The organism is Flavobacterium collinsii (assembly GCF_902804485.1).
In the GTDB taxonomy this organism is placed as follows: domain Bacteria; phylum Bacteroidota; class Bacteroidia; order Flavobacteriales; family Flavobacteriaceae; genus Flavobacterium; species Flavobacterium collinsii.
The window spans coordinates 1-26,156 of record NZ_CADCST010000148.1 but is presented as its reverse complement, the minus strand read 5'-3'; the positions used below and the strand labels follow the sequence as shown (position 1 = coordinate 26,156).

25 protein-coding genes are annotated in these 26,156 nt (G+C 31.1%); all 25 read right to left on the bottom strand.

The window, feature by feature from the left end; genetic code table 11:
- On the bottom strand, window positions 1–1,398 hold the full coding sequence (locus FLA105534_RS22150) for a glycosyltransferase family protein (RefSeq protein ID WP_173968256.1): 1,398 nt from the start codon (window positions 1,396–1,398) through the stop codon (window positions 1–3).
- A 61-nt stretch (window positions 1,399–1,459) separates the two neighbouring features.
- Window positions 1,460–2,338, bottom strand: a complete 879-nt coding sequence (locus FLA105534_RS22145; protein ID WP_173968255.1) for an N-acetylneuraminate synthase family protein — start codon at window positions 2,336–2,338, stop codon at window positions 1,460–1,462.
- A complete protein-coding gene (locus FLA105534_RS22140; RefSeq protein WP_173968254.1) occupies window positions 2,331–3,491 on the bottom strand; it encodes an acylneuraminate cytidylyltransferase in 1,161 nt (386 codons plus the stop codon). Before FLA105534_RS22140 ends, FLA105534_RS22145 begins: the two co-directional genes overlap by 8 nt.
- Window positions 3,492–3,570: 79 nt before the next feature.
- Window positions 3,571–4,725 carry a glycosyltransferase gene (locus FLA105534_RS22135; RefSeq protein ID WP_173968253.1) on the bottom strand — a complete coding sequence of 385 codons (1,155 nt, stop codon included), beginning with the start codon at window positions 4,723–4,725 and terminating at the stop codon, window positions 3,571–3,573.
- Between the two features lie 2 nt (window positions 4,726–4,727).
- Window positions 4,728–5,798 (bottom strand): glycosyltransferase family 2 protein, encoded by a 1,071-nt coding sequence (locus FLA105534_RS22130; RefSeq protein ID WP_173968252.1) that lies wholly within the window; start codon window positions 5,796–5,798, stop codon window positions 4,728–4,730.
- 221 nt (window positions 5,799–6,019) lie between these two features.
- Complete coding sequence (locus tag FLA105534_RS22125; protein WP_173968251.1) at window positions 6,020–7,042, bottom strand: acyltransferase family protein; 1,023 nt, start codon at window positions 7,040–7,042, stop codon at window positions 6,020–6,022.
- Between the two features lie 32 nt (window positions 7,043–7,074).
- Window positions 7,075–7,854 carry a glycosyltransferase gene (locus FLA105534_RS22120; RefSeq protein ID WP_173968250.1) on the bottom strand — a complete coding sequence of 260 codons (780 nt, stop codon included), beginning with the start codon at window positions 7,852–7,854 and terminating at the stop codon, window positions 7,075–7,077.
- 7 nt (window positions 7,855–7,861) lie between these two features.
- On the bottom strand, window positions 7,862–8,710 hold the full coding sequence (locus FLA105534_RS22115) for a glycosyltransferase family 2 protein (RefSeq protein WP_173968249.1): 849 nt from the start codon (window positions 8,708–8,710) through the stop codon (window positions 7,862–7,864).
- Entirely contained in the window at window positions 8,707–9,609 is a 903-nt protein-coding gene (locus FLA105534_RS22110; RefSeq protein WP_173968248.1) for a glycosyltransferase family A protein, read from the bottom strand. The genes FLA105534_RS22115 and FLA105534_RS22110 overlap by 4 nt, the downstream gene beginning before the upstream one ends.
- Window positions 9,610–10,452, bottom strand: a complete 843-nt coding sequence (locus FLA105534_RS22105) for a glycosyltransferase family 2 protein (protein WP_173968247.1) — start codon at window positions 10,450–10,452, stop codon at window positions 9,610–9,612.
- On the bottom strand, window positions 10,449–11,480 hold the full coding sequence (locus tag FLA105534_RS22100) for a glycosyltransferase family 2 protein (RefSeq protein ID WP_173968246.1): 1,032 nt from the start codon (window positions 11,478–11,480) through the stop codon (window positions 10,449–10,451). The genes FLA105534_RS22105 and FLA105534_RS22100 overlap by 4 nt, the downstream gene beginning before the upstream one ends.
- A 2-nt stretch (window positions 11,481–11,482) precedes the next feature.
- Complete coding sequence (locus FLA105534_RS22095) at window positions 11,483–12,643, bottom strand: glycosyltransferase family protein (protein ID WP_173968245.1); 1,161 nt, start codon at window positions 12,641–12,643, stop codon at window positions 11,483–11,485.
- A complete protein-coding gene (gene rffA, locus FLA105534_RS22090) occupies window positions 12,636–13,772 on the bottom strand; it encodes a dTDP-4-amino-4,6-dideoxygalactose transaminase (protein ID WP_173968244.1) in 1,137 nt (378 codons plus the stop codon). The genes FLA105534_RS22095 and rffA overlap by 8 nt, the downstream gene beginning before the upstream one ends.
- A complete protein-coding gene (locus FLA105534_RS22085; RefSeq protein WP_173968243.1) occupies window positions 13,769–14,656 on the bottom strand; it encodes a methionyl-tRNA formyltransferase in 888 nt (295 codons plus the stop codon). Before FLA105534_RS22085 ends, rffA begins: the two co-directional genes overlap by 4 nt.
- A gap of 12 nt (window positions 14,657–14,668) precedes the next feature.
- Window positions 14,669–15,955, bottom strand: a complete 1,287-nt coding sequence (locus FLA105534_RS22080; RefSeq protein ID WP_173968242.1) for an ABC transporter ATP-binding protein — start codon at window positions 15,953–15,955, stop codon at window positions 14,669–14,671.
- 3 nt (window positions 15,956–15,958) lie between these two features.
- Entirely contained in the window at window positions 15,959–16,825 is an 867-nt protein-coding gene (locus FLA105534_RS22075) for an ABC transporter permease (RefSeq protein WP_173968241.1), read from the bottom strand.
- A gap of 211 nt (window positions 16,826–17,036) precedes the next feature.
- A complete protein-coding gene (locus tag FLA105534_RS22070) occupies window positions 17,037–19,007 on the bottom strand; it encodes a polysaccharide biosynthesis protein (RefSeq protein WP_173968240.1) in 1,971 nt (656 codons plus the stop codon).
- A gap of 84 nt (window positions 19,008–19,091) precedes the next feature.
- Window positions 19,092–19,976 (bottom strand): glucose-1-phosphate thymidylyltransferase RfbA, encoded by an 885-nt coding sequence (gene rfbA, locus FLA105534_RS22065; protein WP_173968239.1) that lies wholly within the window; start codon window positions 19,974–19,976, stop codon window positions 19,092–19,094.
- A gap of 79 nt (window positions 19,977–20,055) precedes the next feature.
- Complete coding sequence (rfbD, locus tag FLA105534_RS22060) at window positions 20,056–20,901, bottom strand: dTDP-4-dehydrorhamnose reductase (RefSeq protein WP_173968238.1); 846 nt, start codon at window positions 20,899–20,901, stop codon at window positions 20,056–20,058.
- A complete protein-coding gene (gene rfbC / locus FLA105534_RS22055) occupies window positions 20,901–21,449 on the bottom strand; it encodes a dTDP-4-dehydrorhamnose 3,5-epimerase (protein WP_173968237.1) in 549 nt (182 codons plus the stop codon). The genes rfbD and rfbC overlap by 1 nt, the downstream gene beginning before the upstream one ends.
- Before the next feature lie 25 nt (window positions 21,450–21,474).
- Complete coding sequence (locus tag FLA105534_RS22050) at window positions 21,475–22,614, bottom strand: DegT/DnrJ/EryC1/StrS family aminotransferase (protein WP_173968236.1); 1,140 nt, start codon at window positions 22,612–22,614, stop codon at window positions 21,475–21,477.
- On the bottom strand, window positions 22,604–23,032 hold the full coding sequence (locus FLA105534_RS22045) for a WxcM-like domain-containing protein (RefSeq protein WP_173968235.1): 429 nt from the start codon (window positions 23,030–23,032) through the stop codon (window positions 22,604–22,606). Before FLA105534_RS22045 ends, FLA105534_RS22050 begins: the two co-directional genes overlap by 11 nt.
- Window positions 23,029–23,994 (bottom strand): MraY family glycosyltransferase, encoded by a 966-nt coding sequence (locus tag FLA105534_RS22040; RefSeq protein WP_173968234.1) that lies wholly within the window; start codon window positions 23,992–23,994, stop codon window positions 23,029–23,031. Before FLA105534_RS22040 ends, FLA105534_RS22045 begins: the two co-directional genes overlap by 4 nt.
- 95 nt (window positions 23,995–24,089) lie before the next feature.
- The gene (locus tag FLA105534_RS22035; RefSeq protein WP_173968233.1) at window positions 24,090–24,986 is read right to left on the bottom strand and encodes an NAD-dependent epimerase/dehydratase family protein; all 897 of its coding nucleotides are present in this window, start codon (window positions 24,984–24,986) and stop codon (window positions 24,090–24,092) included.
- On the bottom strand, window positions 24,987–26,132 hold the full coding sequence (locus FLA105534_RS22030; RefSeq protein ID WP_173968232.1) for a glycosyltransferase family 4 protein: 1,146 nt from the start codon (window positions 26,130–26,132) through the stop codon (window positions 24,987–24,989).
- Window positions 26,133–26,156: the final 24 nt, after the last annotated feature.

The following is a 26,156-nucleotide window of genomic DNA, read 5'->3' as shown; positions in this document are numbered from 1 at the left end:
TTATTGTTTTAATATAGAATCAATATTGTCCCAGATTGTTAGTGATGATGTAGTTGGATTTCTCCCTCCAACAATTTCATACCATTTTTTACCGTCCGGAACATTCGATAATTTGCTGTCCAAGATCTGTTTTACCTGGTTTTCTAAATCTGTTTTATTGGTACAGAATATCACTGCTTCCTGACTAGGCATACTTCTGAAATGGACATATTTGTAATTTTGGCCTATATCTCTGATCCCCTTTTTTAACTGTGGTTGCTCATAATTAAAATAAATACAAGGTTTGTCATGTGCGATAAAATCAAATACAGTAGAAGAGCATACATTAGTAACAAATTCTGAATGAGCACAAATATTGTGCAACAATGCAAGATCTTCTTTTGTTGGAAAAATCTCGTTCCAATTTTTACCTACCGGTTTCCACAATGGATCCAGAACTGATATAACATCTACATAAGAATCAAGTATAGTATCGTAACGATTTGTAGTGTCAACAGGGCATTTGCGGTAAATAATACCAATATTTTCTCCTTTAGCATTTAAATTCCGTACGGCAGTTGCAAGATCTTCCAAATAATATTGATCCAAAGGAGATGTTGTTTCATCGTCTCCAGAAAAACAAATGTATCTTTTGGAGTTATCTAAGTTGTTTTCATTAAAAAAAACCTCTCTGCTTTTAAACAATTTTTTATCATAATGAGGCTCAAATTGTGGTGTCCCTGTTACAAAAACCTGAGATGATGTTACAAAAGGATAATATTTCAAAATCTCTTCTTTCATTAAATCACTCCAGACAAAATAATAATCGGCTTCGACTACTTGCATTGCTTTAGGAACATTATCCCATGAATACACAAAAGCAACGACCGGAATTTTTAGATCTTTGGCTGCTAATAAGGCACTAACCGATTGAGTGGCTCGCTGAGTCGTACAGAAAATTAAATCTGGTTTGTTCTCTTCTAATTGTGCTTTACAATATTGATATTTTGAAGTCGAACGTTCGAGAGCATTGATACGCTTTCTTATTCTTAAAATTCCTTTTTCAGATGAATTACAGCCAATTAGTAATTTAATATAAGCTGTTTTTAAAGTATTCTTTAAACCGTCATAACTAAAAGGAAATTTATAGGTCTCATATACTTTATCGTTAAACTTTTTTTGTGAGACATTAAGCTCTATATGCTTTCGAACTCTTGAAAGAACGGGCGTTAAATGATGTGTCTTATGATTTTCAATTTTAACTTCCTCATACCCCAACTCTTCTTTCAGAGAAAAAACCGTGTTATTCCAATAAACGATTTGATAATCTTTTTTTTCTCCAATTTCTTTAAAAGGAGTAAACGCAAAATTTCGCAATCCTACACCATCCGGAAGAAAAATAAATATTTTTTTTTTCATTGTAATAAATCAAACCATTAAAATCTATAAAAGATTTATCTCTTTACGAAAATGTCTTTTATTAATTGATCTTTTTATTTTTAAGTTTTTCACGCTGCACCTGTTCAATAGGCAAAATATCAGTGTTTTTAAAAGTCATAGCACTATGCACTGCTTTTAAATCTCTTGCCAATTTTCGAAGTCCCATTGGTTCTAAAGATGCTGCATGGTCAGTTCCTTTCCAGGTTCTGTCAATTGTATAATGGCGTTCAATAACAGGTGCACCTAATGTATATGCTGCAATATCTACCGCAATTCCTAAATGATGTCCTGAAAAACCAATATGTTTAACTTTATCTCCATACTTCTGACTTAGAAAACTGATATCCAGCAAACATACATCTTCAAAAGGAACAGGATATCCTGATGTACAATTGTATAAGACCAGGTCTTTATTTCTATTTTTTTCGACGAAATAATTTACTAAAGTATCTATCTCCTCTTTTGTAGTCATTCCCGTTGATATATGAATTTCTCCCGAATAATTGTCACACAACCACTCCAACATCTCAAAATTATTATTGCAAGCTGAAGGAATTTTGATAAAAGCGGGATTTAGAGACGTAATCTCTTTAGCAGAAGTGGTATCCCAAACAGAAGTAGAATACAGTATCCCGATCTCTTCACAATATCGCTTTAATTCAGCATGCTGTTCGACGTCAAATTCTAAATACTCGCGGTGTTCTCCATATGTATCACCATAAGAATTAGATGCATTTGGATGCGGTGCGTTGTATTGTTCCGCTGTCAATAATTCTTTGTTATTTCGTTTTTGAAATTTAACTGCGTCAACATTACAAAAAATGGCTGCTATTTTTATCAACTCTTTTGCAATTTCCATATCTCCTTTATGGTTACAGCCTATTTCGGCAATTACAAAAGGCTTCTCAAATTTATTCATATCTATTGTTGTACTTTTTAATAATATCGCATACTTCGCGGATGGCACCTTTTCCGGAATGATGAGACAATACAATATCTGCATTCATTTTTACAATATCTACTGCGTTTGCTGGTGCAAAAGACCACCCACAACTACAAATGTTTGTCAAATCATTTACGTCATCTCCTACATAGGCAACGGCCGCAAAACTACTATTTCTGTCCTTAATAAAATGCTTTAAAAAGGAGTATTTATCCTTAACACCTAAAAAAGTATTTTTAATTTGAAGTTTTTTCATTCTCTGCTCTACCAACTTTGAATTCTCTGAAGTTAATACTACAACCTCAACCCCATTTTGTCTTAAAATTTCGAGCCCCATTCCGTCACGCATATCAAACTTTTTGGCCATTTCGCCCTCTTTATCGTAATAAACCGAACCATCAGTAAAAACACCATCGACATCCAGAACTAAATATTCTATTTTTTGATTTTGCTTCAGTGCCTTCTGACGTCCTATTAAGAGCGCCTCTATACTATTCCAATCGGAAAGACTGTCTATTTCAATCAAAGTATCCTCAGACATCTCGACCAATCCTATCTTACCGCTTATTCTGTTTTTCTTATCCAAAAAAGCTTCCTTAGTACTGCAATAAACAGCACCATTTTCGATTAGTAAACCTTCAAAATCCTGTCTCCTCGGTCGATTAAAAATATCATAGTTCATTGGTTGACCTTGTTTATTCCAAATAAATCGATGTGTTTTTACAACGCTAATTGCAGAGTCAAAAGACTCATTTGTTATTCGCGCAAGAGCAGTATTAATATCAGCGGTTAAAGTTAGCGGAGAAGTCGCCTGAAGCAGGCATATTATGTTATAATTATGATTAATTTTCTCTGAAAACTCTAACATTGCACTCTCTGTTGAGGAAGTATCACTTGCATTTTCTTCGTTGCGCAATAATGGAATTACCTTATTGGTCCAGGTATATTCTTTTTCTATAAAGGCAATGATCTCTAAATCATCAGTAAAAACATATATCTCATCTAAATCAGAAAAAATAGCTTCCGTAAGAACCCATGAAAAAAGAAGACGCCCTACCATTTTCTTTTTATTTTTTCCAACAATTCCTTTAGAACCTTTTCGAAGTGGAATAATTCCTATTTTTTTCATAGCAAATTATATTAATCAATTTATAAAGAATCCATTATTTCTAGTATTCTTAAACTATTTTATGTGTGATGTTTAAAATTTAATTTTTTACTTTTTCAACAGAACTGTATAATTCTATTATCTTTAATCTGTTACTTTCTCTATCGTATCTTTCTTTTATGACATTGATATTATACGAAAAAGCATTTTCTATCATTGCAGGGTTTAAAATTGCCTTTTTTAGTAACTCTTCAATATGCTTAGCATTTAACGCATCTTGAATAAGTAATCCGTTCTGTCCATCGTTTATAAGTTCAGCTGTTGCATCGCCCGGATTAGACTGAATTGGAAAAGCCCCCATCCCCATTGCTTCGATTAAAGAATTGGGCAATCCATCTGACAAACTATTACCAATGTAAATATAACTCTCTCCCATTATTCTCATTAGTTCGTTGTTTTCAATAAACTCGGATCTTAAATAAACTGTGATTTGACTATTGGCAAATCGACTATTATTTTGAATGTAATCTTTAATTTCCAAATCTGCTCCAAATACAACAATGCGATACTCGTTGAGTAATAGCAAAATCTCACTGCTTAAGGCTTTAACTACAGTAATTCCTTTACCAATTTCATTGTTATATCCTTTTATCAAAATTGTTTTTCGGGATGCCGGAGGAATAATTCGTTCCTCTTTAAATTCAAATCCTCCATTACCCGGAAAAACTCCCAGAAATTTGTTTCCGAAGCCTTTTTCTGTGGCAATTTTAAAATCTCTAAAACAATCTGTTATTAAGTAATTGATTCTTTTTAACGTTTTGGACATCAATACGTCTGAAATCCCTATCTGTTCTGAAAAAAACATATCACTGCCCCAGGAGGAATAAACCCATTGGATAGAAGAATATTTTTCCATTACTTCCAAAACTGGCAAACAAGAAAGCTGCATTTCGAAGCTATGTACTAAATCTGGCTTTATTTCCAGCAACTTTTCCTCAAAAATGGTCGCTGTGTTGTACTCATTAAACTGTTGTATAAAGTTATAGAAACTACGAAATTTACTTTTTAAAAATTCACGTCCCGGGTAATTCCAACACAGTTTCCATTCCACAATTTGATTTACCCAACTAATTCTTTCTACCTTTTTTTTACTGTCCAAAACATCAAACCAATAGACTTCATGTCCTGCATTTTCAAGCTGTTCAACCCATCTGAAAAAATGCTGTGAAGCCATTGCAACCATTAGAATCTTCATAACTATAATTTAATTTTTAAATTAATAGTTTGTTCCAATTTTGAATACTCATATTGATAAGGCTGGTTTCTTAAAGAAGAAACGATAGTTAGCAAAATGGTATCGTTAATTATATCAAAGGAAAGAAACTGAAAATGTTTTTTTCCTATTATTCTTTTACATTCATTTTTGAAACTATTGCAAAGTGCATGTTTTTCAACATCAACATTTATCACAACATCTTTTAAGTTTACCAGTGTTCCTGATAAAAATGCTTCAATATCATTTTTTTCGTTGGTTATTTTCAAGCTGTAATCCGGTTGATTCAGACTAAGATAATCCTGATTTACGGGCAAAATCCCCCAACTAGAATTACGATTTGCTTGAATAACATTCATTTTTTGTATCTGCTGGATGTACTGATGATTTATTTTCTCAAGCCTACTATGAAAGGGTTCGAGACTACTTTTATTTCTATAAGTTTTAGGATGCCATTGATGCAGGATATAGAGATCGTCATTGTAAAAATTGACTTTAACTTTTTTGTTTTGTAGCCGAATATGAACATCTGTATCTTCTGCTCCCCAACCATGATAAAACTCATCATAGCCGTTTATACTTTTTAACATTGCAGTAGCATACAATGTCATTCCTGTTGCTTCTTTACCGGATAAGTGATTTACTTTATATGTCTTAAAAGATTTACTTTTTTTTGATTCGTCGTGGTCTAAAAAACCAACTTGAAAATAAGTAATTTCATCTTCACTCTTAAGTTCGTTTAATTTTTCAATAAAGTCTTCCCGAAAAATCATATCAATATCTCCAACAAAAAAGTAATCAGTTGTACATTGCAATAAAGCAATGTTTATCGCTCTTGCCTTATTCCAAAGTTGTTTTTTTACGGGGCATGAAATAAGACGCACAAAAGAATACCCCCCTACAAAGCTACATAAAGAAAGCGCATTAGAATCTTCACTTCCATAATCGATTAAAATAACTTCAAAAGAGAGATTAGATTGATCTTTTAGAGAATCCAAACAATTTTGAACTACTCTTAGATCCCGATTCCTATATGTTAATGTTATTGTTATCATTTTAAGATACTTTCATTTCTTGAGATGCTTCATGAAACAAATCAATTTATTTAGCCGCAATAATTTTTTCTAAATCCTTACTCCTGTATCTTTCTCATAGTTCATTTCTTATCCTGAAGATATTTTCCTGATTTCCACTTTCACTTCAATCTCTCCTATCTAAAAAATTAGTAAAAAACCTTACGACAGCTCTCATTCAGATGTTAAACAGAATAGATTGTTTAGTCTATTCTCTTATATTTCAAAGCCTTTTTTTCAATATAATGCCACGAGAAAAAACCAAATGTTATGGAAATAATCACTGAAACAAACATTAAGGTATAAGTATTCATCTTAAAAAAATACATCAATGTTTGTTGTATCGGAAAACTGTAAATATAAATCCCATAAGATGCATCTCCTGCTTTCCCAAAACCACTTAGAAATTTGACCGGAATAAAACCAATCAATACTACCAAAACAGGGAAAATCATATGTTTTACTGCATCATAATAATTAAAATATAAAGACAGCACTGAAAGTAAACTCACTATAACTAATAATGTTTTTTTATACCTCCAATTTTGAAATTTTAAAGATGCCAGCACACTTCCGGCTATAAAAAAGGCTCCCAGATTAATTACATGTCCCCCTTGAAATCCCATAAGAGAAGATTCCGCAAATCTACTCAAATAAAAATTGTAAAGAATAATGAAAAACACATATACAAATAAAAGTATACTGATATTTAGTTTTTTATTGTTTCTGAAAAAGAAAAGTAAGGCCAGGGCAATATATAGGGTAAATTCATATCTAATCGTCCATAAAGAACCGTTTATAGCATGATATGAATTCGTATCAAATATTCCCTTAATACCAGACTGAAATCCGAACAGCGTGAGATTATAGGGCAAGTATGTAAATACTTCTTTATTTTTTAAAAAAGGCGTACTTCCATTATAAACGAAGGGAGCTAAAAGTACCGAAAAAAGTAAAACGAAAAACAGAGCAGGAAAAAGCCTTAAAAATCTCTTTTTGAAGTATTCCTGTAAACTCTTACTTCTTTCCAGACTTTGAAATATAAAGAAACCACTAATCACAAAAAAACCGCTCAAACCTATCTGACCTAAAACAAGTTGTCCATTTGTAATCTCATAAATCCATTGTTTTGTTTCAATACTTCCGGACAATGGAAATGCATGTGAAATGACGACTAAGATTGCGAACAAAAATCGCAAAAAATCAAAATTATTATTTTTAGTCATTAAAGTCTTATCTAGTTTCCGCGAAAGTTCTTTTAAAACTTTTTAGGTTTGTTTGTTATGAATTTTATTAAATAAAAAAAACGCAAAATTATATACCAAAACTCTATTAGAAAATTTTTCGACAAATTATAAATTCCTCCCAACAAACCCCTCAAAGCATTTCCTAGTGTAATATCCTGATGCCATAATTGATAATTGCCTACAATATCATTTTTAAATCTAAACAATTGTTGTTTTTTTGTTCTTTTAATGTCATAACAAAATATAGATGGTACAAAATCAATTTCGTACCCATTTTTAATTACTCTGGTAGTCCATTCCTTGTCTTCGAAAGTTGCAACATCTTCTTTAAAAGGGTGCTTTTCCCATACTAATTTACTAAAAGCGGAACCTGAAAATATTAAGCCTGATTTATTCGGATCTGTCAGAACTGAAACCTGATTAATATAATTTTTATAATCATTTGGATTATGAAGACATCTTAAGCCTGCTAAATTAGAATTTTGCTCAAATTTTTGCTGAATCAATTCAAAAAAATCATGACTTACCGGATAAGAATGCGCACTGAACAAAACAACAATTGGATATTTTGCTTCTCTGGCACATACATTTGCACTTCCTCCGTAGCTGAAGTTTTTTATTGTAACAAAGCGAGCATCATATTTCGCAACGATTTCTTTACTGTTATCTGTCGATTCATTATCTACAACAATGATTTCAGAGATACTATTGCGATATCGTTCTACTAGATTTCTTAAAGCAAAATCTAACGAAACAGATTGATTTCTAGCTCTAATAACAACTGAAATCATCTTAATATTATTTTTTGTTCCATATTCTCTGAAGTACTCTGTAGGGTTTGTAAATCGCCTTTACTATTTTGTATTCTATTGAATTCTGAATTTTATTTTGACTGTTTTTGAGCATATTCTGCTCAAAAAAAAGTACGATCATACAATTTTCAAAGTCTTCAATATAACACTCTTTGTGTTTTTTAAAGATGTATTCCTTTGTTGTATAAAAATGTTTTTCCAAAGCATCGACTTGTCTGGATTTTTTTGCTTTTCGATAAAAAAACAAAAAATCTTCAACTATTTTATATTTCCAACCTCTCTTAGTTATGTTAAGCCAAAACTCCCAGTCTTCAAAACCTTCCATATCTTCATCAAAACCGTTAACTTCATGCCAGCATTCTTTTCTAAATAAAGAAGTAACAATTAATTGATTAACATACCTTAAATGCTGGTAATTATCACCATGTGGTTTAAATTCAGTAATGACATTTTCTATATTATTCTTAAAAAAAACACTATAACAGGACACGATCGCTAAGGAAGCATCATTTTCTAATTCCGGAACTAGCTTTTCTAAGTAATCCTTAGCAATTGAGTCGTCGGCATCTAGTGCTACTATAAATTCTCCACTAGCGTTCGAAATCGCATTGTTTCTTGCCGCACTTACTCCTTTATTTTCTTGAAAAAGGTACTTAAATCGAGTGTCTTTTTCTACCCACTTTTGAGCCACAATTTCTGTTTTGTCAGGACTTCCATCATTAATAATAATACATTCCCAATTATAATAGGTTTGATTCAGAACGGAGCGTAAACATTCATCAAGATATTTTGCTTGCTTGTAACAAGGTACTACTATTGAAACTAGTGTATTCATTGTGTAAAACTGATTATAAATCTTCGTGTAAACTTCAAAACGGGAATTGGCGAAAAATTTTCTATATAACATTTAGAAAGTAAGGACCATTCTTTGAAATCTAATTTTCTGCTTTTTTTAATTGAGTCCTCAAGTTGATACAATAGAAATAGACGTTCCTTTTTATTAAACAAGCTTAATTTCTTTCTAACGAGATCCATATAGAAAAAAGATGCTGCCAATCTCTTCTCGGCTATATTGAAAGTACTTCCGGATAAACTCTCCTCCGAAACTCTTATTTTAACACTACTTTCATTAATCGTAAATATGATTTTATTTTCGGAAAATTCCAAAACAGCCATATCATCACTATGCCATGCCAAAGGGTAGTAAGTAAATCTATACGTTACATAAACTTCTTTTTTAAAAATATACTCAGATAAAGAACTTCTTGTTTTTCCAGAAAATTTGCGGCAAAAAAAATCAGTCGCTTTCTCATGCTTTGGATGCTTATAAACCTGCGACAGTATCTTATCTTCACCATCAATCAATTTTGTAGCGTATCTTATAACGTTACTTTGACAAGTACTTACTTCCTCCAAACTACTATAAAATTCTTCTACAAAATTAGGTTCCAACACATCATCATCCCCCAATATCATAACCCACTCTTCATCTTCAACAAGTGCTATACAGCGTTCCCAGTGCTGTATTAATGATGCCCCTCCTAAATTATTGTCAAACAAATGATAGACGAAATCGATCTTATTTCTGTATTGTTCTAAAAGTAATGATGGATCTTCAGGACTGGCGTCATTTCCTATATATACTTTGAATCTTTTATCGGTCTGATCTGATAATGATTTTAATGTCTCTTTAAAAAAAATGAGTTTATAATAGGGTATAACTATAGCCAGCATTTATTTTTTGTTTATTTTTCCAAAAATCGTAAACCCAAAAAAAGTTTTGCAAAACAAATCAAGTACAAATTTTTCGCTATTTAATTTTATAGAAAATGACTGTCTTTCCTTTTGTAAATTATTATTTAACATTACAAAAGACCCTAAATGTTCTACAAAAAAATCGGCATGCTTTATACTTAAATAATTGAAGAGTTTTTCTTTTATAGTAGCGTCGAGTTTTTTTTGTCTTGACACTAATTTTATTCTGTAGTAAAAACCGACCGTACTCAAGCACAAGACATTTCCTCCATTTTTTAAAAGTGATATCCAAAATTCCCAATCCTCAAGACCTTCCAGCATTGTATTGTCATACCCGCCAGTTAGTTCCCAATCTGTTTTTCGATATATTGCCGAGCAAAAAATCATATTGTCTAATGCCAATTTTTTAAGTGAAAATGGCATCAGATTCCAGATTCCAGATTCATCTCCAAATTTTTCTGCTTTACAGTAAACAAGTTTTAATGATTCATCATTTTCAAATGCTTCTACAGCTTGTTTTATGTAATCTTTAGCGATTTTATCATCTCCGTCAAGTGGCAGAATAAATTTACCGGTGCTGTTTGTAATACCTAAATTCCTGGCACTACTTACTCCTTTATTTTTCTGATAATAGTATTTAAATCTTTGGTCTTTAGCAATCCATTCTTCTGCAATTTCTTCTGCGTTATCGGGGCTTCCATCATTTATTACAATACATTCCCAGTTTTCATACGTCTGGTCTAAAACAGATTGTAAGGCTTCATTTAAATATTGAGCCTGATTATAACATGGAACTACTATAGAAATTATTGGCTCTTTCATTCTTTACTATAGCATATTATTGATTTCACAAGTAATTTAATTTCATGCCACGTTTTTAATTTAATGGCTCCTTTCTTTGAAATTTTCAAATATTGCAAATAAACTGTTGGTGAATATTTTTCTCTTTCTAAAAAGTAATCTTTAAATATATTGCTCTTAATCTCCAGCAGATACTCTTCAAAACCTGTTTTTTCAAAAAAAGTTATCTGATTCGCTAAAAGCAATTCATTTTTTAAATCTTCAAACTGCATTATTTCTTTAAACGAAACTAATTCTCTACGTGATATTATCTTCTTTAAAAAATTTCGGGTTTGATCATTTATTTCAAAACCAACATTAGTCAAAAAATTAACTTTAATCTCTAGTGCGATATTTATTTGTTGTTCGTTTCTTTTATGAGACACTTGTGAGTTATGAACCCTATAATTAAGTAAAACTTCTTGCAAGTTGTGTAGCTTCCCTACAACTAACAATCGTGTCCACATATCATAATCTTCAGCTGGTTCTTTTTTTGTATCATAAATTAACGAAAAATTATTCAAGCAACTTTTTCTCATCATTACTGTTGGATGTCCTATGCAACAATCTTTAAGCATTGCCAATTTTATATCATCATGATACTCAGGTACAGTAATAATAGTATCCGTTCCAATTATTTTAAATGCTGTCCCGCAAAGAACGGTCTCCTGGTTTTTGTCTAAAAAAGCAACTTGTTTCGCAAAGCGTTCAGGAAAACTTATATCATCACCATCCATTCTGGCAATATATTCTCCTTTGGCGATACTTAATCCGTAATTTAAGCTATTAGTATAACCCGAGTTCTGGGGTTTTACTATTAATTGTATTCTTGAATCTTTATATTTTTTTATAATTGATACCGTTGAGTCTGAAGAAGCATCATCAATTATTATAAACTCAAAATCTGAAAAAGTCTGATTCAAAATACTATCTATTGCTTCCTTTATAAAAGATTCGCAATTGTATACAGGCATCAAAACTGTGATTTTAGGAGTAATAGAGATAATCATTCTTATTTTGAAAGTATTTCTTCTACGGTTTTTATATTTTTTGCAATATCTCTATTATCCACAACATTTTGAAATTGTCTGTCTGAAATTGACTTTGCAATTTTTTCATCATACAAAATAGCCTTACTTGCTTCAACAAATAACAATACATCTTTATAATGCGGATAAACAACATCCAACTTATTTATCTGACCATTCTCTCCTACGAAAAAGTCCCAAAAAATCTGGGGGGTACCTGTTAAGCAAGCATCTAACCCGGCATATCCGCCAGGAATATTATTATAGCCCTGAAACCATATTAAATCCAATTTTTCATCTAAAATTGTCTGTTTCATGTCAGACTGATGTCCTCTAAAATATACTTTATCCTTAAGTCCAAGGTGATTAATGTAACGATCATATTCTGCTTGTTTAAAATCTCCAATTCCAAATATATGTAATTCAACATTTACACCCTGACTTATCAATATTTGATAAGCATATAAAAATGGATCTAATGGTTTATCTTTATGTAACCTCGTAAAAATCCCGATTCTTTTTATTTCATTATTATCCTTAAAATTCCATTTTTTGTATATATCAGAGATGTTCAGACTTAATGGCATATGTTGATAAGTATAATCTTTGAAACCCTGAAACTCAAATTCTACTTGTTCTAAATCATCAAATACACTAATAAAAGAATACTTGTTGTCCTTACTGAAGTTCCTGTAATTTTCCGATTGAAATCGGAAACACATTACAAAAATAATTACTGTCTGAAAGAAATCATGCGGTATAAAAGTCGCTAAATATTGATATACATATTCCCCCATAAAGACAACCTTATCAAAATCATTTAATAAAGCTGCTACACTTTTATTATTCTTTAAGCTAGTCTTTTTTTTAAAAAAATTCCTTGATACTTTATTTAAAACTTTATAAGCCAATGATTTATTGGGCTTGTTAAAGTAATCATCCAAAAAAATAACTTTCGATCCAAGTTCTAAATGTTTTTCGTAAAAATAATCCGGCAGATCTGCTCTTGTATTTAATGGTGTTAAACTTAAAATAGTAATATCAAATTTACTCCTGTCCACCGATGTATCAAACTCGTACATTTCCCGTTGAGCTCCGTTATGATAAAAATCTGAAACTAAAAATATTATTTTAATCTTATTCATTCTTAATCGTACTAATTATTAATTCAATATCCGTAGTCGATAATTCATAATACATTGGCAATCGCAATAAATTCTCTGAATAGTAATTACTCCACATTAAATCTTCACCTGAATGCTTATTTTTATAAAAAGGGCTTTTATGTAAGCTCAAATAATGAAAAACTGAAAGAATGTTTTTGTTTTTTAGTCTTTTTATACAGTTTGCTCTTTTTTCTGTTGAGTCAAAAACCAAATAGAACATATGAGCATTATTTGTAGCAAAGTTTGGTATTTGTGGTAATTTAAAATTACAATTTGCTGCAACTTCTTTTAACCCCTCAAAATACTGCATCCAATTTTTTTTTCTTTTATCCTGAATATTTTTTAAATGCTCAATCTGCGCCCATAAAAATGCAGAAATAATTTCTGAGGGTAAAAAAGAAGATCCGATATCAACCCAACCGTACTTATCAACTTCTCCTTTAAAAAAGGCCGTTCTATTTGTTCCTTTCTCCCAAATTATTTCTGCCCGATCTGCAAATTTCATATCATTAATAACCAACATCCCGCCTTCTCCTGAAATTATATTTTTAGTTTCATGAAAAGAGAAAGCTGCTAAATGTCCTATTGAACCCAATGCCTTTTTGATCCCATTTCTAAAAGTATAGAAACTATCAATAGCTTGCGCAGCATCTTCTATAACAAATAAATTATAGCGATTTGCCAAATCCAAAATAGCTTCCATATCGCAAGCAATTCCTGCATAATGCACTACAACAATTGCTTTAGTTTTGGGCGTTATTAAAGATTCTATTCTTTCCACGTCAATATTGGGATTTATGGGACTAGAATCTGCAAAGATTATTTTTGCTCCTCTTAAGACAAATGCATTTGCTGTAGAAACAAAAGTATAGGATGGGATAATAACTTCATCATCAAGCTTAATATCTATCAAAATAGCAGCCATTTCAAGAGCATCTGTACATGAAGTTGTTAACAAACATTTATTAAAACCATAATTTTCCTCAAAAAATTGCTGACACAATTTAGTGTATTTACCGTTCCCCGATATTTTACCTGAAGCCACTGCATCTGTTATATAATATGTTTCTTTGCCTGATAGATAAGGCTTATTAAACGGAATACTCATGACATTTTAACTCTAAGCAAATTGAACCTTACTTCTTCTCTAGAATCAAGATAAATAGCTTTTTCTATTTTTAGAATTCCTTCTCCGCAAATTACTAGTGGCTTATTCTCTGATATCTGAAAAATTTTCCCCGGCACACGATTTATAATTTTTAAATCTTGTGTTTCTGTCACCTCTAAAATTTTTATTTCTTTACCATCATAAATTGTTGACGCAAAATTATACGGAAAACCTACAGCATTAACAAATCTTTCAATTCTGGACGAACTCTCGCTCCAATTAATTCTATAATCATCATTATTTCTCCATAAACTATAAGTCGCTTCGTTTTCATCCTGAACTCTTCGTGATAAATCCTTATTAATATAATTAATTAAAATCTTATACATTAATACTGAATACAACTCACTAACATAGTCAATTGCTTTTTCAATTTTTATTGGGTACTTAATCTCTATAATTTCCTGACCAACAATATCCCCTGAATCCATTTTTTCATTTGCTATTAATGCAGTTACTCCGATCTCAGTATCCCCTTCTATTAATGCAGTTACCAGGGGATTGAACCCTCTATATTTTGGCAGCAATGCGTCATGAAAAACAATAATCTTATTTAAGTTTTCGTGCATTAGCCATCTCCAGCCAACAGCAAAAATTATATCAACATTACTATCATTTTCAAAAAAACTTCTTTCAAAAAATTTTATATTATTTCTGGAACATAGATCATATATATCTTTAAAATAATCGTCTAGAATAGAGTTGTCTCTAGAACAAACAACATATTTTATATCAAAATTACCTTTTTTTTCTAATATAAAATCCAATCTTTTAAATCCTTTTTTTCCCATTAAAAAAAGGCCAATATTACAAATACTATTCATTATTTAGCGTTTTTAATATTTACACCATGGTAATTGAGGTCTAATAAAGCCATTAACTTTTCCTAAGTATCCTGACTCTCTTTTAGTATCTTTGATCTCAAATGTTAATAATTCTGTATCTTGAAAAAGCATATTCATACTATTTGTGTGGATATACACATGGATCTGATAAACATCATCATTTAAAAAATTGCCAGGGATACTGCACTTTAAAGAAGTAATTTGATTTATATGGCATTCAAAATTCTTCATTGAGCTAAATACGATATCTCCTTTTATTGTTCTTAAATCATAACCTACAAAAATTTCATCCTTATCTGTTTGATTAATAATTTTTATTTTAAATTCTATAGCTGATGTCACATCTATAACATCCTCAACATTATCTCCTGAAACGTTTTCAATTGAAGCAAAAAGAATACGTATATGATTATTACCTTTGGCTTTTTCGATTGTATCAAAACTGATATTACGTTTAGAAAAAGAGGCATTTTTTAAATAATCCGAAATGACTTTAGTTGGATTTCCATTACTGCAAATTCTACCATACTCCATACTAATAACCCGAGTACATAATGTTTCAATTGCAGCCATATTATGGCTCACAAATAAAACAGTACGCCCCTCTCCCTTAGAAATATCCTGCATCTTACCGATAGCCTTTTTTTGAAATTCGGCATCTCCAACTGCCAAAACCTCATCCACCACTAATATTTCGGGCTCCAAAAATGCTGCTACCGCAAAAGCCAATCGAACGGTCATTCCGGAGCTATATCTTTTTACTGGTGTATCAATAAAACGTTCACAACCTGAGAATTCAATTATTTCAGCTAATTTTGATGAAATTTCCTTTTTGGTCATTCCAAGAATGGCACCGTTCAGGAAGATATTTTCCCTTCCTGTCATTTCTCCATTAAAACCAGTTCCTACTTCAAGTAGTGAAGCAATTCGTCCTCGCGATTTTATACTTCCGGTAGTTGGAGCTGTAACTTTTGAAAGTATCTTCAAAAGTGTCGATTTTCCCGCTCCGTTTTTACCAATAATTCCGAGAACTTCTCCTCGTTCCACCTCAAAATTAATGCCTTGCAGTGCCCAGACATAATCCGAATTTCCTTTTGTAGAACGATCATTTGTATCCCCAATTTTTAAATAAGGATTCTCTTTACCTCTAATCTTATGCCACCAACGATTAATATCATGACTTAAGGTTCCGGTACCTACTTGTCCTAAACGATATTGTTTAGAAATGTTTTCGGCTTTTAATATTATATCTTTTTCCAACTGTGAATAACAAATCATTAATTAAACTGTATCTATAAAGCTTTTCTCCGTTCTATTAAAAACCAGTAGTCCAATAAAAAATACTGTTATAGTTACAATTAAAGTATAAGCCAATCCCAAAACCGAAATATCACCTACATTCAATAACATGAAACGAGCAGTCTCAATAATATAAGCTAATGGATTATATTCGACTAGCCAACCATAACTAGGTAATTTATCTTTAATAAGCTCCATAGGATACATGACTGCCGACAAATACATTAGTAATTGTATCCCGAAGCCAATTAGATGACTGAAATCGCGATATTTTGTAACCATCGCCGAAATGAGCATCCCTAATCCCAAACCTAAAACCCCCATTATGATTATTAAAATAGGAAAAAATAAAACTAGGCCATTTAAACTTAAATCAGCTCCCTGAAAATAATAGAAAATATAGAATCCAACAAAAATCAAAAATTGAATTCCGAACTTTACAAGATTTGAAATTACAACTGATAAAGGTGTAATGATTCGCGGAAAATATACTTTCCCAAAAATTGCAGCATTAGCCTTAAAAGTATCTGACGTCCCAGTCAGGCATGAAGTAAAATAATTCCAAACGGTTATTCCTGCCAGATTAAATAAAAATGGTGGAACTGTTCCCGTATTGATACCAGCAACATTATTGAATATAATTGTAAAGGTAACAGAAGTAAATAATGGCTGTATGAGATACCAAAGCGGACCTAACACAGTTTGTTTATAAACCGTAATTACATCTCTCTTTACAAAAAGAAATAATAAGTCACGGTATTGCCAAACCTCTTTTAGGTTTAACGAGAAGAACTTATTCTTAGGTGTTATTTCAAACAACCAATCATTGGGGGTATTGTTGTTATTCATTTTAAAATTGTCACAAGCAGATTGCAACTAAGTCAGTAGGTAAAACTTTTTCTCAAAAAATCAATTTAATCTTTAAAATTCGAACAGCGTCCCTGTCTAATTAACAAGATTTTTATATGCTTAAAATTTATTTAAAAAGCAAAAAAGGCGTTTTCTAAAAAAACACCTTTTTTATTGTATCGAATTAAACCTTAATTCAAATATTGTAAAATTACTTATCTAAAACCTCAAAAGTAGAATTCATACTTTTGAATTCGGGAACAATTTTTTTCATTTTCGCTACTATATCCTCATTGTCATAAAAATCGGCTATTCCGATAAGTTCATCGATCTCGATATGCAGATTTTCATACTCGTCTTGAATCTCCTGAGCAATCATAATCTTATTATGATAAGTTGGCAATGTTTTAGAAGTATCGTTTAATAACTCTTCATATAATTTCTCCCCAGGTCGTAACCCAACAATTTTAATCTTTATTTCCTTATCCGGAATAAAACCTGCCAGTTTAATCATTTTTTTAGCCAAATCTATAATCTTTACAGGTTTGCCCATATCAAAAATATAAATCTCACCTCCGTTACCCATAGCACCAGCTTCTAAAACTAATTGACAAGCTTCAGGAATAGTCATAAAATAACGAATGATATCCTGATGCGTTATAGTAACCGGGCCACCTTCGGCAATTTGCTTGGTAAACAACGGAACTACTGATCCATTCGAACCTAAAACATTTCCGAAACGGGTCGTGATAAATTTAGTAACGCTCTCTCCTCCATTTTCTCTCTGATTTTTCAGGAACAGAGATTGAACATATTTTTCGGCAATTCTTTTACTCGCACCCATAACATTACTAGGATTCACTGCTTTATCGGTAGAAACCATGACAAACTTTTTGACATGATACTTACAAGACAAATCTGCCAAGTTCTTAGTCCCCTTAATATTCGTCTGAATAGCCTGTGCAGGGTTTTCTTCCATTAACGGAACATGTTTGTACGCAGCGGCATGAAAAACAACATGAGGGTTATAGTTTTTGAAAACTTTTTCCAATGCTTTTTTACTTCTTACATCGGCTATTACTGCTATAATTTTTGACTCAGAACCTAAAGTTAAAGTCTCTAAACACAAATTATGAAGTGGAGTTTCAGCATGATCTAGAATAATCACCATTTTAGGATTAAAACCAAGTACCTGTCTTACTATTTCACTGCCTATAGATCCCGCTGCACCAGTAATTAGAACTGTTTTGTCTTTTAACTGTTTTGAAATCGATTTACTATCTAGAACAATAGGTTTTCTTTCTAATAAATCTTCAATCTGAATGTTCTTTACTTTTTGTGAAATTTCTTTTTGATTCTCCCAGTCTGAAATCAACGGAACTGTATATACTCGATAATTAAACTCCAAACATTGATCTACAATAATTAACTGCTCATCTTTAGATAAACTCTTATCAGCAATAATAACTCCTTCAGCTGCCACAGAACGCATTAAAGCCGGTAATTTTTTTCTTAAAATCAAAATGGGCAAATCAAGCATTCGCTTAGAAGCATTCTGATTATTTTTGTCTACAAATCCAACGATTTTAAATCGCGAAGGAGTTTCAAACTTCAAAGCATTTGCAACCGAAATTGCATTAGCATCTGTTCCATAAATTACTGTACGAATTAACTTTGTGGTTGTTTTTTCGGAAAAATACAATTCAAATGTCTGCTTTACGATCACTCGATATAAAAACAGTCCACAAAATGACAATACTAAATTGATAAAAAGTGCTGTATTTAAAAATGCTTTATGTCCTGTATATAATTCAAAAACTAAATTGAAAAATAAGAAAAACACTAAAACTGACATTTGAGAAAATAACAATTTTATAGCATCTATATAAGAAGAATGTCTAATAATCCCCGAATAAGTTCTAAACAACCAAAAGAAAAATATATTAGTAACAATTAAACTCGAGACAAAGAAAAACTGATGAGAGGTAATAATATACCCTAATGCTGTACCTTCAAACAACATATAGGTAAAAGTAAACGAGAAAATCAGTACCATTATATCTATGGCAACAATAATCCATCGAGGCAGATAACTAAGGTTATTAATACTCGCTCGTAAATTCCTAGGTGAAAATAAATTAAGCAATAAAGAAGCTATTTTGGTTTGTTTATCTGTATCCAATTTGGTTCAGTTTAATTTTGTAAACTTTGTACGACTTACAAAAATACAAATTAAAGGTTTTAAAAAATCATTTCATATGGTAAATTAGACTTTAACACCTTTTTTCTTTTGTTTTAAAAATTCTATTAAATAAGCCCCGTATCCCGATTTAACAAGAGGTAAAGCAAGTTCTTCCAATTGAGAATCATTAATAAACCCCAGTCTCCAGGCAATCTCCTCAATACAGCCTACTTTTAAACCTTGTCTTTCTTCAAGCACCTGAACAAATTGTCCTGCTTGCATTAAACTATTAAAAGTCCCTGTATCTAACCAAGCAGTACCTCTACTTAAAATACCAACTTTTAGTACTCCTCTCTCTAAGTATACTTTATTCACGTCTGTAATTTCGTACTCTCCTCTTGCACTAGGTTTAATATTCTTGGCAATTTCTACAACCGAATTATCATAAAAATACAATCCTGGCACGGCATAATTTGATTTCGGATTGATTGGCTTTTCTTCAATTGAAATCGCCTTAAAATTTTCATCAAATTCAACAACTCCATATCGTTCAGGATCTGAAACATGGTAAGCAAAAACAACTCCTCCTTGAGGTTTTGTATTTGATTTCAAAAGTTCCTGCATATTAGATCCAAAGAAGATATTATCTCCTAATATGAGGGCAACATCATCTTTACCTATAAATTCTTCACCAATTACAAAAGCTTGCGCTAATCCATTAGGAATTATTTGCTCTGCATAACTAAATTTGCAACCTAACGTTGATCCATCTCCCAATAATTTTTTAAAATTTGGTAAATCATGAGGTGTCGATATAATCAAAATTTCATTAATACCCGACATCATCAAAGTTGATAAAGGATAATAAATCATTGGTTTATCATAAACGGGCATCATCTGTTTGCTCATTGCCAATGTTAAAGGATGCAAACGGGTACCAGAACCTCCTGCTAAAATAATTCCTTTCATAAATCTTAAATTTTAGACTTTAGGTTTTAAGATTTTAGATTCTGATTGCTCAAGCACCTAAAATTCTAATCCTAAATTTTTAAACAAACATTTTTTTTAGACTTTCCTTATAGTCAGGAACATCCACATTATAAACTTCCTTAATCTTCTTTTTATCTAATAATGAAAATTCCGGACGTTTTGCCGGTGTTGGATATGATGCTGATGGTATCCCACTAACATTACAATTATATCCACCCAGTTCTTTTATGGTCAACGCAAATTCATACCAACTTATTTCTCCTTCATTTGAATAATTATAAATTCCCGGAATCCAATTCGCAAATTTTACTATATCAATCATTGTTTGAGCCAAATCAGCAGCATAAGTTGGCGAGCCAATTTGATCGTTAACCACATTAAGCGTTTCTCTTTCATGCATTAATCGCTGCATAGTCTTAACAAAATTATTGCCAAATTTACTATATACCCAAGAGGTTCTTATAATAATGGAACTTGGATTCTCTTTCAAACAAGCAATTTCACCAGCTCTTTTACTTGCGCCATAAACATTTATCGGATTTGTGACTGCCTTTTCATTCAAAGCAGAAGAAGAAGATCCATCAAATACATAATCTGTTGAAATGTGGATTAGTATTACATTATTTTCAAATGTATACTTTGCAATTAACTCTATGGCCAAATGGTTTATTGTAAATGCCAATTCTTTTTCAGTTTCAGCTTTATCTACTGCTGTATAAGCGCCACAATTAAAAACAATATCAGGTTTAATCTCATTCAACTGATCTTTCAGCAACTCTAAATTATCTAGCGTAATCTTAGTTCTATCTGCAAAAATCCATTCAAATTCTGGATAAGATGCTGATAGAACTGAAATTTCGGATCCTAATTGTCCATTTGCTCCAGTAACAAGTATTTTTCTCATTAAAATAAGCTATTGCAATTATCAATAAAAGGAAGCACTTGATCTTTTTCAGAAACAATAGCTTCTTTCAGATCCATTCCCCAATCAATATTTAAAGATGGATCATCGTATTTAATTCCACCCTCAGCAGCTTTATTATAAAACTGATCGCATTTATACATTACTGAAGCGGTCTCACTTATGACCGAAAAACCATGTGCAAAACCTTTAGGGATTAATAATTGCTTTTTATTCTCCGCCGATAATAAAACACTGAATGCTTTTCCATAAGTAGGAGAGTCTTTTCTCAGATCGACTGCAACATCAATAATCTCACCTTGCAACACACTTAATAATTTAGTCTGCGAAAATGGTGGATTTTGATAATGCAACCCCCTTAAGGTATTCTTTTTTGAAAAAGACTGATTATCTTGAACGAAATCGATATTTATTCCTAAGTCTGCAAATTTTGCTTTACTGTAAGATTCAAAAAAGTAACCTCTTTCATCTCCAAAAACAAGTGGCTCAATAATTAATAAATCCTCTATAAAAGTTTTTTCTGATTTCATTTAATCAATAATAATACTTTAAACTTCATTTAAAAAATACGTCTAAAACGTTTTTAATTCTTAACCTATCGTCATCACTCAAATTAGATCCCGAAGGTAAGCATAATCCTTTTTCAAATAATTCTTCTGCAACTTTATTACCATAATATGGATATTTTTCGAAAATTGGCTGTAAATGCATTGGCTTCCATAATGGCCTACTTTCGATATTCTCTTTTTCAAAAGCGATTCTTAATTCTTCCCTACTTAAACCTTTTTTTAAATTTGGTTCAACAACAATTGTACTTAACCAATGATTAGAAAAACAATGATTATTTAAACTTTCAAAAAGCTTTACCCCATTTATATTATTAAAAATACTCTTGTAAAAAAAACACATTTCTTCGCGAGCTTTTAAATTTTTATCCAAAATATGCATCTGTGCAAGACCAATTCCTGCACAAATATTACTCATTCTATAATTGTATCCAATTTCACTATGTTGATAATGTACTGCATCGTCCTTAGATTGCGTAGCATAAAAGATAGATTTTTCTTTTAAATTATTTGAATTTGTTACTAAAGCACCTCCACTCGAGGTGGAAATAATTTTATTTCCATTAAATGATAGGATGCCAAATTCACCAAAAGTTCCACATTTTTTCCCTTTATAAATACTTCCTAACGCTTCTGCACTATCTTCAATAATCGGAATCTCATATCGATCAGCAATTGCATGAATTTCATCTATTTTATATGGGTTACCATATAAATGAACTGCAATTATGGCCTTTGGCTTTTTTCCTTTTTTAATTCTGGCCTTAATTGCAATTTCAAGTTGATCTGGGCAAATATTCCACGTATCGGGCTCACTATCTACAAAAACAGGAATTGCTCTTTGATACAAAATTGGATTTGCTGATGCTGAAAAAGTCATACTTTGACAAATGACCTCATCACCATCTTTTACATCTAATAAAATTAATGCCAAATGAATTGCTGAAGTTCCAGAATTTAAAGCAGTAACAAATGATCCCTCTACTAAATAATTCTCTAAAACACATTCGAAATCATTTACATTGGGACCTCCAGATGTGATCCAGTTTGTTTCTAAAGCCTTCTGAATATATTGTTGTTCAAAACCACTTTGTTGTGATAGGGATAGAAAAATACGTTTATTTTGCATTTACTTTCCAATAATCTGAAGGATATCGAATATCATCTTCACTAACATTTGACAATGGCAAAGTTGAAAACGATATCAATTTAGAATTGCTTTCCACTGACTCAATTGCATTAGCATAACCTGCTGGAATATGAACTATTTTACTTTCTGCTTCTGACATTAAAACCGTCTCGACAACCAAGTCCTTTGAAGGATTTTCCCAATTATCAATTTTTACATAATGTATTTTGAAAGATCCATTTATGCAATAAAAATTTTTAGAATCTAATTTATGCCCTTGCCATGCACGAATGGGATTTTCGTCAGAATTACTAATGATATAAAATCTCTCAATTCCTTCAAAGCTAAAATCATTAACATATGAAATTATGCCGCGATGATCAGAAAAATTTCCACCTTGAATTATTTTTGAATTCATATGCTTACTTTCAAATTGATTTTATTTAACAAATAAAACTTCACTGTATAAAACAAAAGTAAGGGTACTAAAATAATTACAAACAAAAATATATCGCCAACTTTCTGATAAAACAAGATAACTAAAGTCGAAACAGCGATTTGAATTAGTGCATAAAACAAGGCAACTAATCTATGTTGCATTTTATACTCATTACTTAAAACCTGATATAAATGCAAACGATGCGCCTCAAAAATGTTCTGCCTTAAATACAACCTGTGCATAATTGTACAAACTGCGTCTATTCCATATACAGCTAAAAACAAGGACCAGACTAAAGAATTGGTAGTAATAATAAGTTTCAAAACCAAATAAATAATCCAAAAAGCAATTGCAATACTCCCCACATCTCCTGCAAAACATTTTGCTTTTTTTCTATAGTTAAAAAATAAAAAAACTAAACTTGCAATCATTGCATATTTTATCAAATTACCATCTATAAATAGCTGAATTTTTGTATTAACATATAACAACGCTCCCATTACAGCTAAAGTATACAGACCAGTGATGCCATTTATTCCATCCATGAAATTGTAAGCATTAATCAATCCGATAGATAGTATGTAGGCAATTATAATTCCCCAAATAGGAAATATGGAAAATAGATTTAAGTCATAGAAAATCAGAGTAATTGAGAAAAAATGAACTATAATTCTGGTTTTATTGGGCAAATTTTGAATGTCATCCCAAAAACTAACTAAGCTGATCAAAGTTATTCCGATAAAGAAACAATAATTCGATTTAAGATGTTGTAAAAAATAAATTAAGGCCGCAAACCAAAAAACAATTCCTCCTCCTCTTAGTGTAACTTCTGTATGAGAGCTTCTTTCATTTGGTTTGTCAATAATACTAAAACGATCTGCTATTTTAAAATAAAGCAAAATCATAATTATCAAAAAAAATCCTACTACTATATTTTCCATTTTTACTAATTATTCCAAAGTCATTTTTATATTTTATTACCAGGGTTCATAAATATTAATTCCCCAAAAAAATTCAAAGTTTATACCTAAATATTTTATTCTTTGAAGGATCTAAAAGTTTTTATTAAGCCAGCTTCAATTGACATTGGAAATGACTTACCAATTGAATTAACTATTTTATCGTTACTTACTGCGTAATTTTCTGTCAACTTTTCTAAACGTTCAGAATTCAAAGGTAAACCTGTATAATCTCCGATCTTAGCAAGCATTATGATAAAAGACGGATTAATATTCCAAATTAAATTTTGCTTTCCTAAACTTTTTTCCAAAATCTTAATCAATTCATTGGTAGACAAAGCTTTATCGTCAGATAAATTATACACCCCAGTTGGAACTAAATCATTATCAATCAATTCCTTAATTACAAAACAAAGGTTATCAATACTCAAAAAAGAGCGTTGATTTTCAAATGCGCCTAACGGCCAAGGCAAGCCTTTTGAAACTAGTTTATATAATAAATTGAGATTACCTTTATTTTTCGGCCCATGAATCATACAAGGTCTAAGAATATATATTCTTTTACCTTTAGGTAATATTTTGCTAAGCAAATACTCCTCTGCTTTAAGTTTTGCTTTTCCATAATACGTTATAGGATTTGGAATAAAATCTTCTGTCAAAATTCCATCAACTTTGTCGGTAACAGCCTTAACTGTACTCATAAAAATAAACACAGAAGCTTCTGATTTTAAAAACGCATCAAATAATTGCTTTGTTAGTTCAAAATTTGCCTCATAGTACTCGTTTGGTTTCGAAACTTTTTTTAAATCGTGTGCTTTACCAGCAAGATGAATCACAATATCTGAATGAATTGTAATTTTCTGATTTTCTTTGAATCGAACACTTAAAAGATCAACCTGATAATCATCTTTGAGAAAATCATGCAAATTTATCCCAACAAATCCTGTTCCACCTGTTATAGTAATTTTCAACATCTATATTTTTAACTGGTTAGATATTAAATCCCAAATTTTAGATTGTTCAAAATTTTCGTTTACAAAAACCCTTCCTTGTTTCCCATGTTGAGAAGCGATATTACTATTTTTCAAGTAATATAAAGTTTTTTGAGCTATATCTTGAACATCATGAGAAATAAACATTCCTGTAATATTATTAATTATAGCTTCTTGACAACCTGTTGCTTTTGTGATCAAAACTGGAATCTCCATCGAAGAGGCTTCTAAGGCAACTGTTGGGAAACCTTCTCTGTAAGTTGGCAAAACGAAGACATCCATTATAGAGAAAAATGGAGAAGCATCAGTTACAAAATCTGTAAAAATTATTGATGAATTTTCCATAATCATTTTTTTAGAATAATTCGAAATCTCATCTCTTTCTTCAATAGGTCCAACTAACAACAGTTTTGCATCTGGAAACTGTTCATTTATTATTTCCCAAGCTAATAGTAATTCATCAACACCTTTATCTTTAACTAAACGCCCAACATAGCCTACTATTTTAGAATCTCCAATACTGTAAAGATTTCTTAAATCATCTACTAATTTTTCATTAGCCAAAGCTGGATTAAATTTTACATCAGTATCAATTCCATTGCAAGTTCCTAATCCTAATATTCTGTTTTTATTCGGATCGTTAAGTTTATCTACTTCACTAAATTCCATTACAGATCTACTAACACAAACCACTTTTGTTGCAAAAAAACCTGTTAAACGGTCTATATTTTTAAGTAACACTCTTTTAAATCCTAAACTTGTTTCATAGATTATTCCGTGTCTAAAGTAAATTCGATCTGGAATACCAGCAGCAAATGATGCGATCATCGCAACCATTCCTCCTTTTGGCGTATGCCCTACGACTTTATTAATTTTATTTTTTTTAATATACCTATAAATCTTGATAATTGCCTTTATATCTTTTAATGGACTAATAGATCTTGTTATTTCAACTTCAAATGGAATATATTCTAATCTTTCAGAAAATTCAAGAAAATCATCTGAAGGAGAACAACCTAAGTGGTATTCATTACCAGTCTTATTCTTTAAATATAGAAACTGTTTTCCAAAAAAATGGTTTATAACAAACGATACTGTTATAATGTGTAGAACTCTTTGTTTTTCCATTAATACAATCTAATCCAATATGAT

What these genes read in the sequence shown, in the direction of transcription:
- rffA (WP_173968244.1), bottom strand. Translation starts at nt 13,772, where the DNA reads ATGAGTATTCCGTTTAATAAGCCTTATCTATCAGGCAAAGAAACATAT.
- FLA105534_RS22085 (WP_173968243.1), bottom strand. Translation starts at nt 14,656, where the DNA reads ATGAATAGTATTTGTAATATTGGCCTTTTTTTAATGGGAAAAAAAGGA.
- FLA105534_RS22125 (WP_173968251.1), bottom strand. Translation starts at nt 7,042, where the DNA reads ATGACTAAAAATAATAATTTTGATTTTTTGCGATTTTTGTTCGCAATC.
- FLA105534_RS22120 (WP_173968250.1), bottom strand. Translation starts at nt 7,854, where the DNA reads ATGATTTCAGTTGTTATTAGAGCTAGAAATCAATCTGTTTCGTTAGAT.
- rfbC (WP_173968237.1), bottom strand. Translation starts at nt 21,449, where the DNA reads ATGAAATCAGAAAAAACTTTTATAGAGGATTTATTAATTATTGAGCCA.
- FLA105534_RS22035 (WP_173968233.1), bottom strand. Translation starts at nt 24,986, where the DNA reads ATGTTGAAAATTACTATAACAGGTGGAACAGGATTTGTTGGGATAAAT.
- FLA105534_RS22105 (WP_173968247.1), bottom strand. Translation starts at nt 10,452, where the DNA reads ATGAAAGAGCCAATAATTTCTATAGTAGTTCCATGTTATAATCAGGCT.
- FLA105534_RS22110 (WP_173968248.1), bottom strand. Translation starts at nt 9,609, where the DNA reads ATGCTGGCTATAGTTATACCCTATTATAAACTCATTTTTTTTAAAGAG.
- FLA105534_RS22130 (WP_173968252.1), bottom strand. Translation starts at nt 5,798, where the DNA reads ATGATAACAATAACATTAACATATAGGAATCGGGATCTAAGAGTAGTT.
- FLA105534_RS22145 (WP_173968255.1), bottom strand. Translation starts at nt 2,338, where the DNA reads ATGAATAAATTTGAGAAGCCTTTTGTAATTGCCGAAATAGGCTGTAAC.
- FLA105534_RS22140 (WP_173968254.1), bottom strand. Translation starts at nt 3,491, where the DNA reads ATGAAAAAAATAGGAATTATTCCACTTCGAAAAGGTTCTAAAGGAATT.
- FLA105534_RS22095 (WP_173968245.1), bottom strand. Translation starts at nt 12,643, where the DNA reads ATGAATAAGATTAAAATAATATTTTTAGTTTCAGATTTTTATCATAAC.
- FLA105534_RS22050 (WP_173968236.1), bottom strand. Translation starts at nt 22,614, where the DNA reads ATGCAAAATAAACGTATTTTTCTATCCCTATCACAACAAAGTGGTTTT.
- FLA105534_RS22030 (WP_173968232.1), bottom strand. Translation starts at nt 26,132, where the DNA reads ATGGAAAAACAAAGAGTTCTACACATTATAACAGTATCGTTTGTTATA.
- FLA105534_RS22075 (WP_173968241.1), bottom strand. Translation starts at nt 16,825, where the DNA reads ATGAATAACAACAATACCCCCAATGATTGGTTGTTTGAAATAACACCT.
- FLA105534_RS22045 (WP_173968235.1), bottom strand. Translation starts at nt 23,032, where the DNA reads ATGAATTCAAAAATAATTCAAGGTGGAAATTTTTCTGATCATCGCGGC.
- FLA105534_RS22150 (WP_173968256.1), bottom strand. Translation starts at nt 1,398, where the DNA reads ATGAAAAAAAAAATATTTATTTTTCTTCCGGATGGTGTAGGATTGCGA.
- FLA105534_RS22040 (WP_173968234.1), bottom strand. Translation starts at nt 23,994, where the DNA reads ATGGAAAATATAGTAGTAGGATTTTTTTTGATAATTATGATTTTGCTT.
- rfbA (WP_173968239.1), bottom strand. Translation starts at nt 19,976, where the DNA reads ATGAAAGGAATTATTTTAGCAGGAGGTTCTGGTACCCGTTTGCATCCT.
- FLA105534_RS22115 (WP_173968249.1), bottom strand. Translation starts at nt 8,710, where the DNA reads ATGAATACACTAGTTTCAATAGTAGTACCTTGTTACAAGCAAGCAAAA.
- FLA105534_RS22100 (WP_173968246.1), bottom strand. Translation starts at nt 11,480, where the DNA reads ATGATTATCTCTATTACTCCTAAAATCACAGTTTTGATGCCTGTATAC.
- FLA105534_RS22135 (WP_173968253.1), bottom strand. Translation starts at nt 4,725, where the DNA reads ATGAAGATTCTAATGGTTGCAATGGCTTCACAGCATTTTTTCAGATGG.
- rfbD (WP_173968238.1), bottom strand. Translation starts at nt 20,901, where the DNA reads ATGAGAAAAATACTTGTTACTGGAGCAAATGGACAATTAGGATCCGAA.
- FLA105534_RS22080 (WP_173968242.1), bottom strand. Translation starts at nt 15,955, where the DNA reads ATGATTTGTTATTCACAGTTGGAAAAAGATATAATATTAAAAGCCGAA.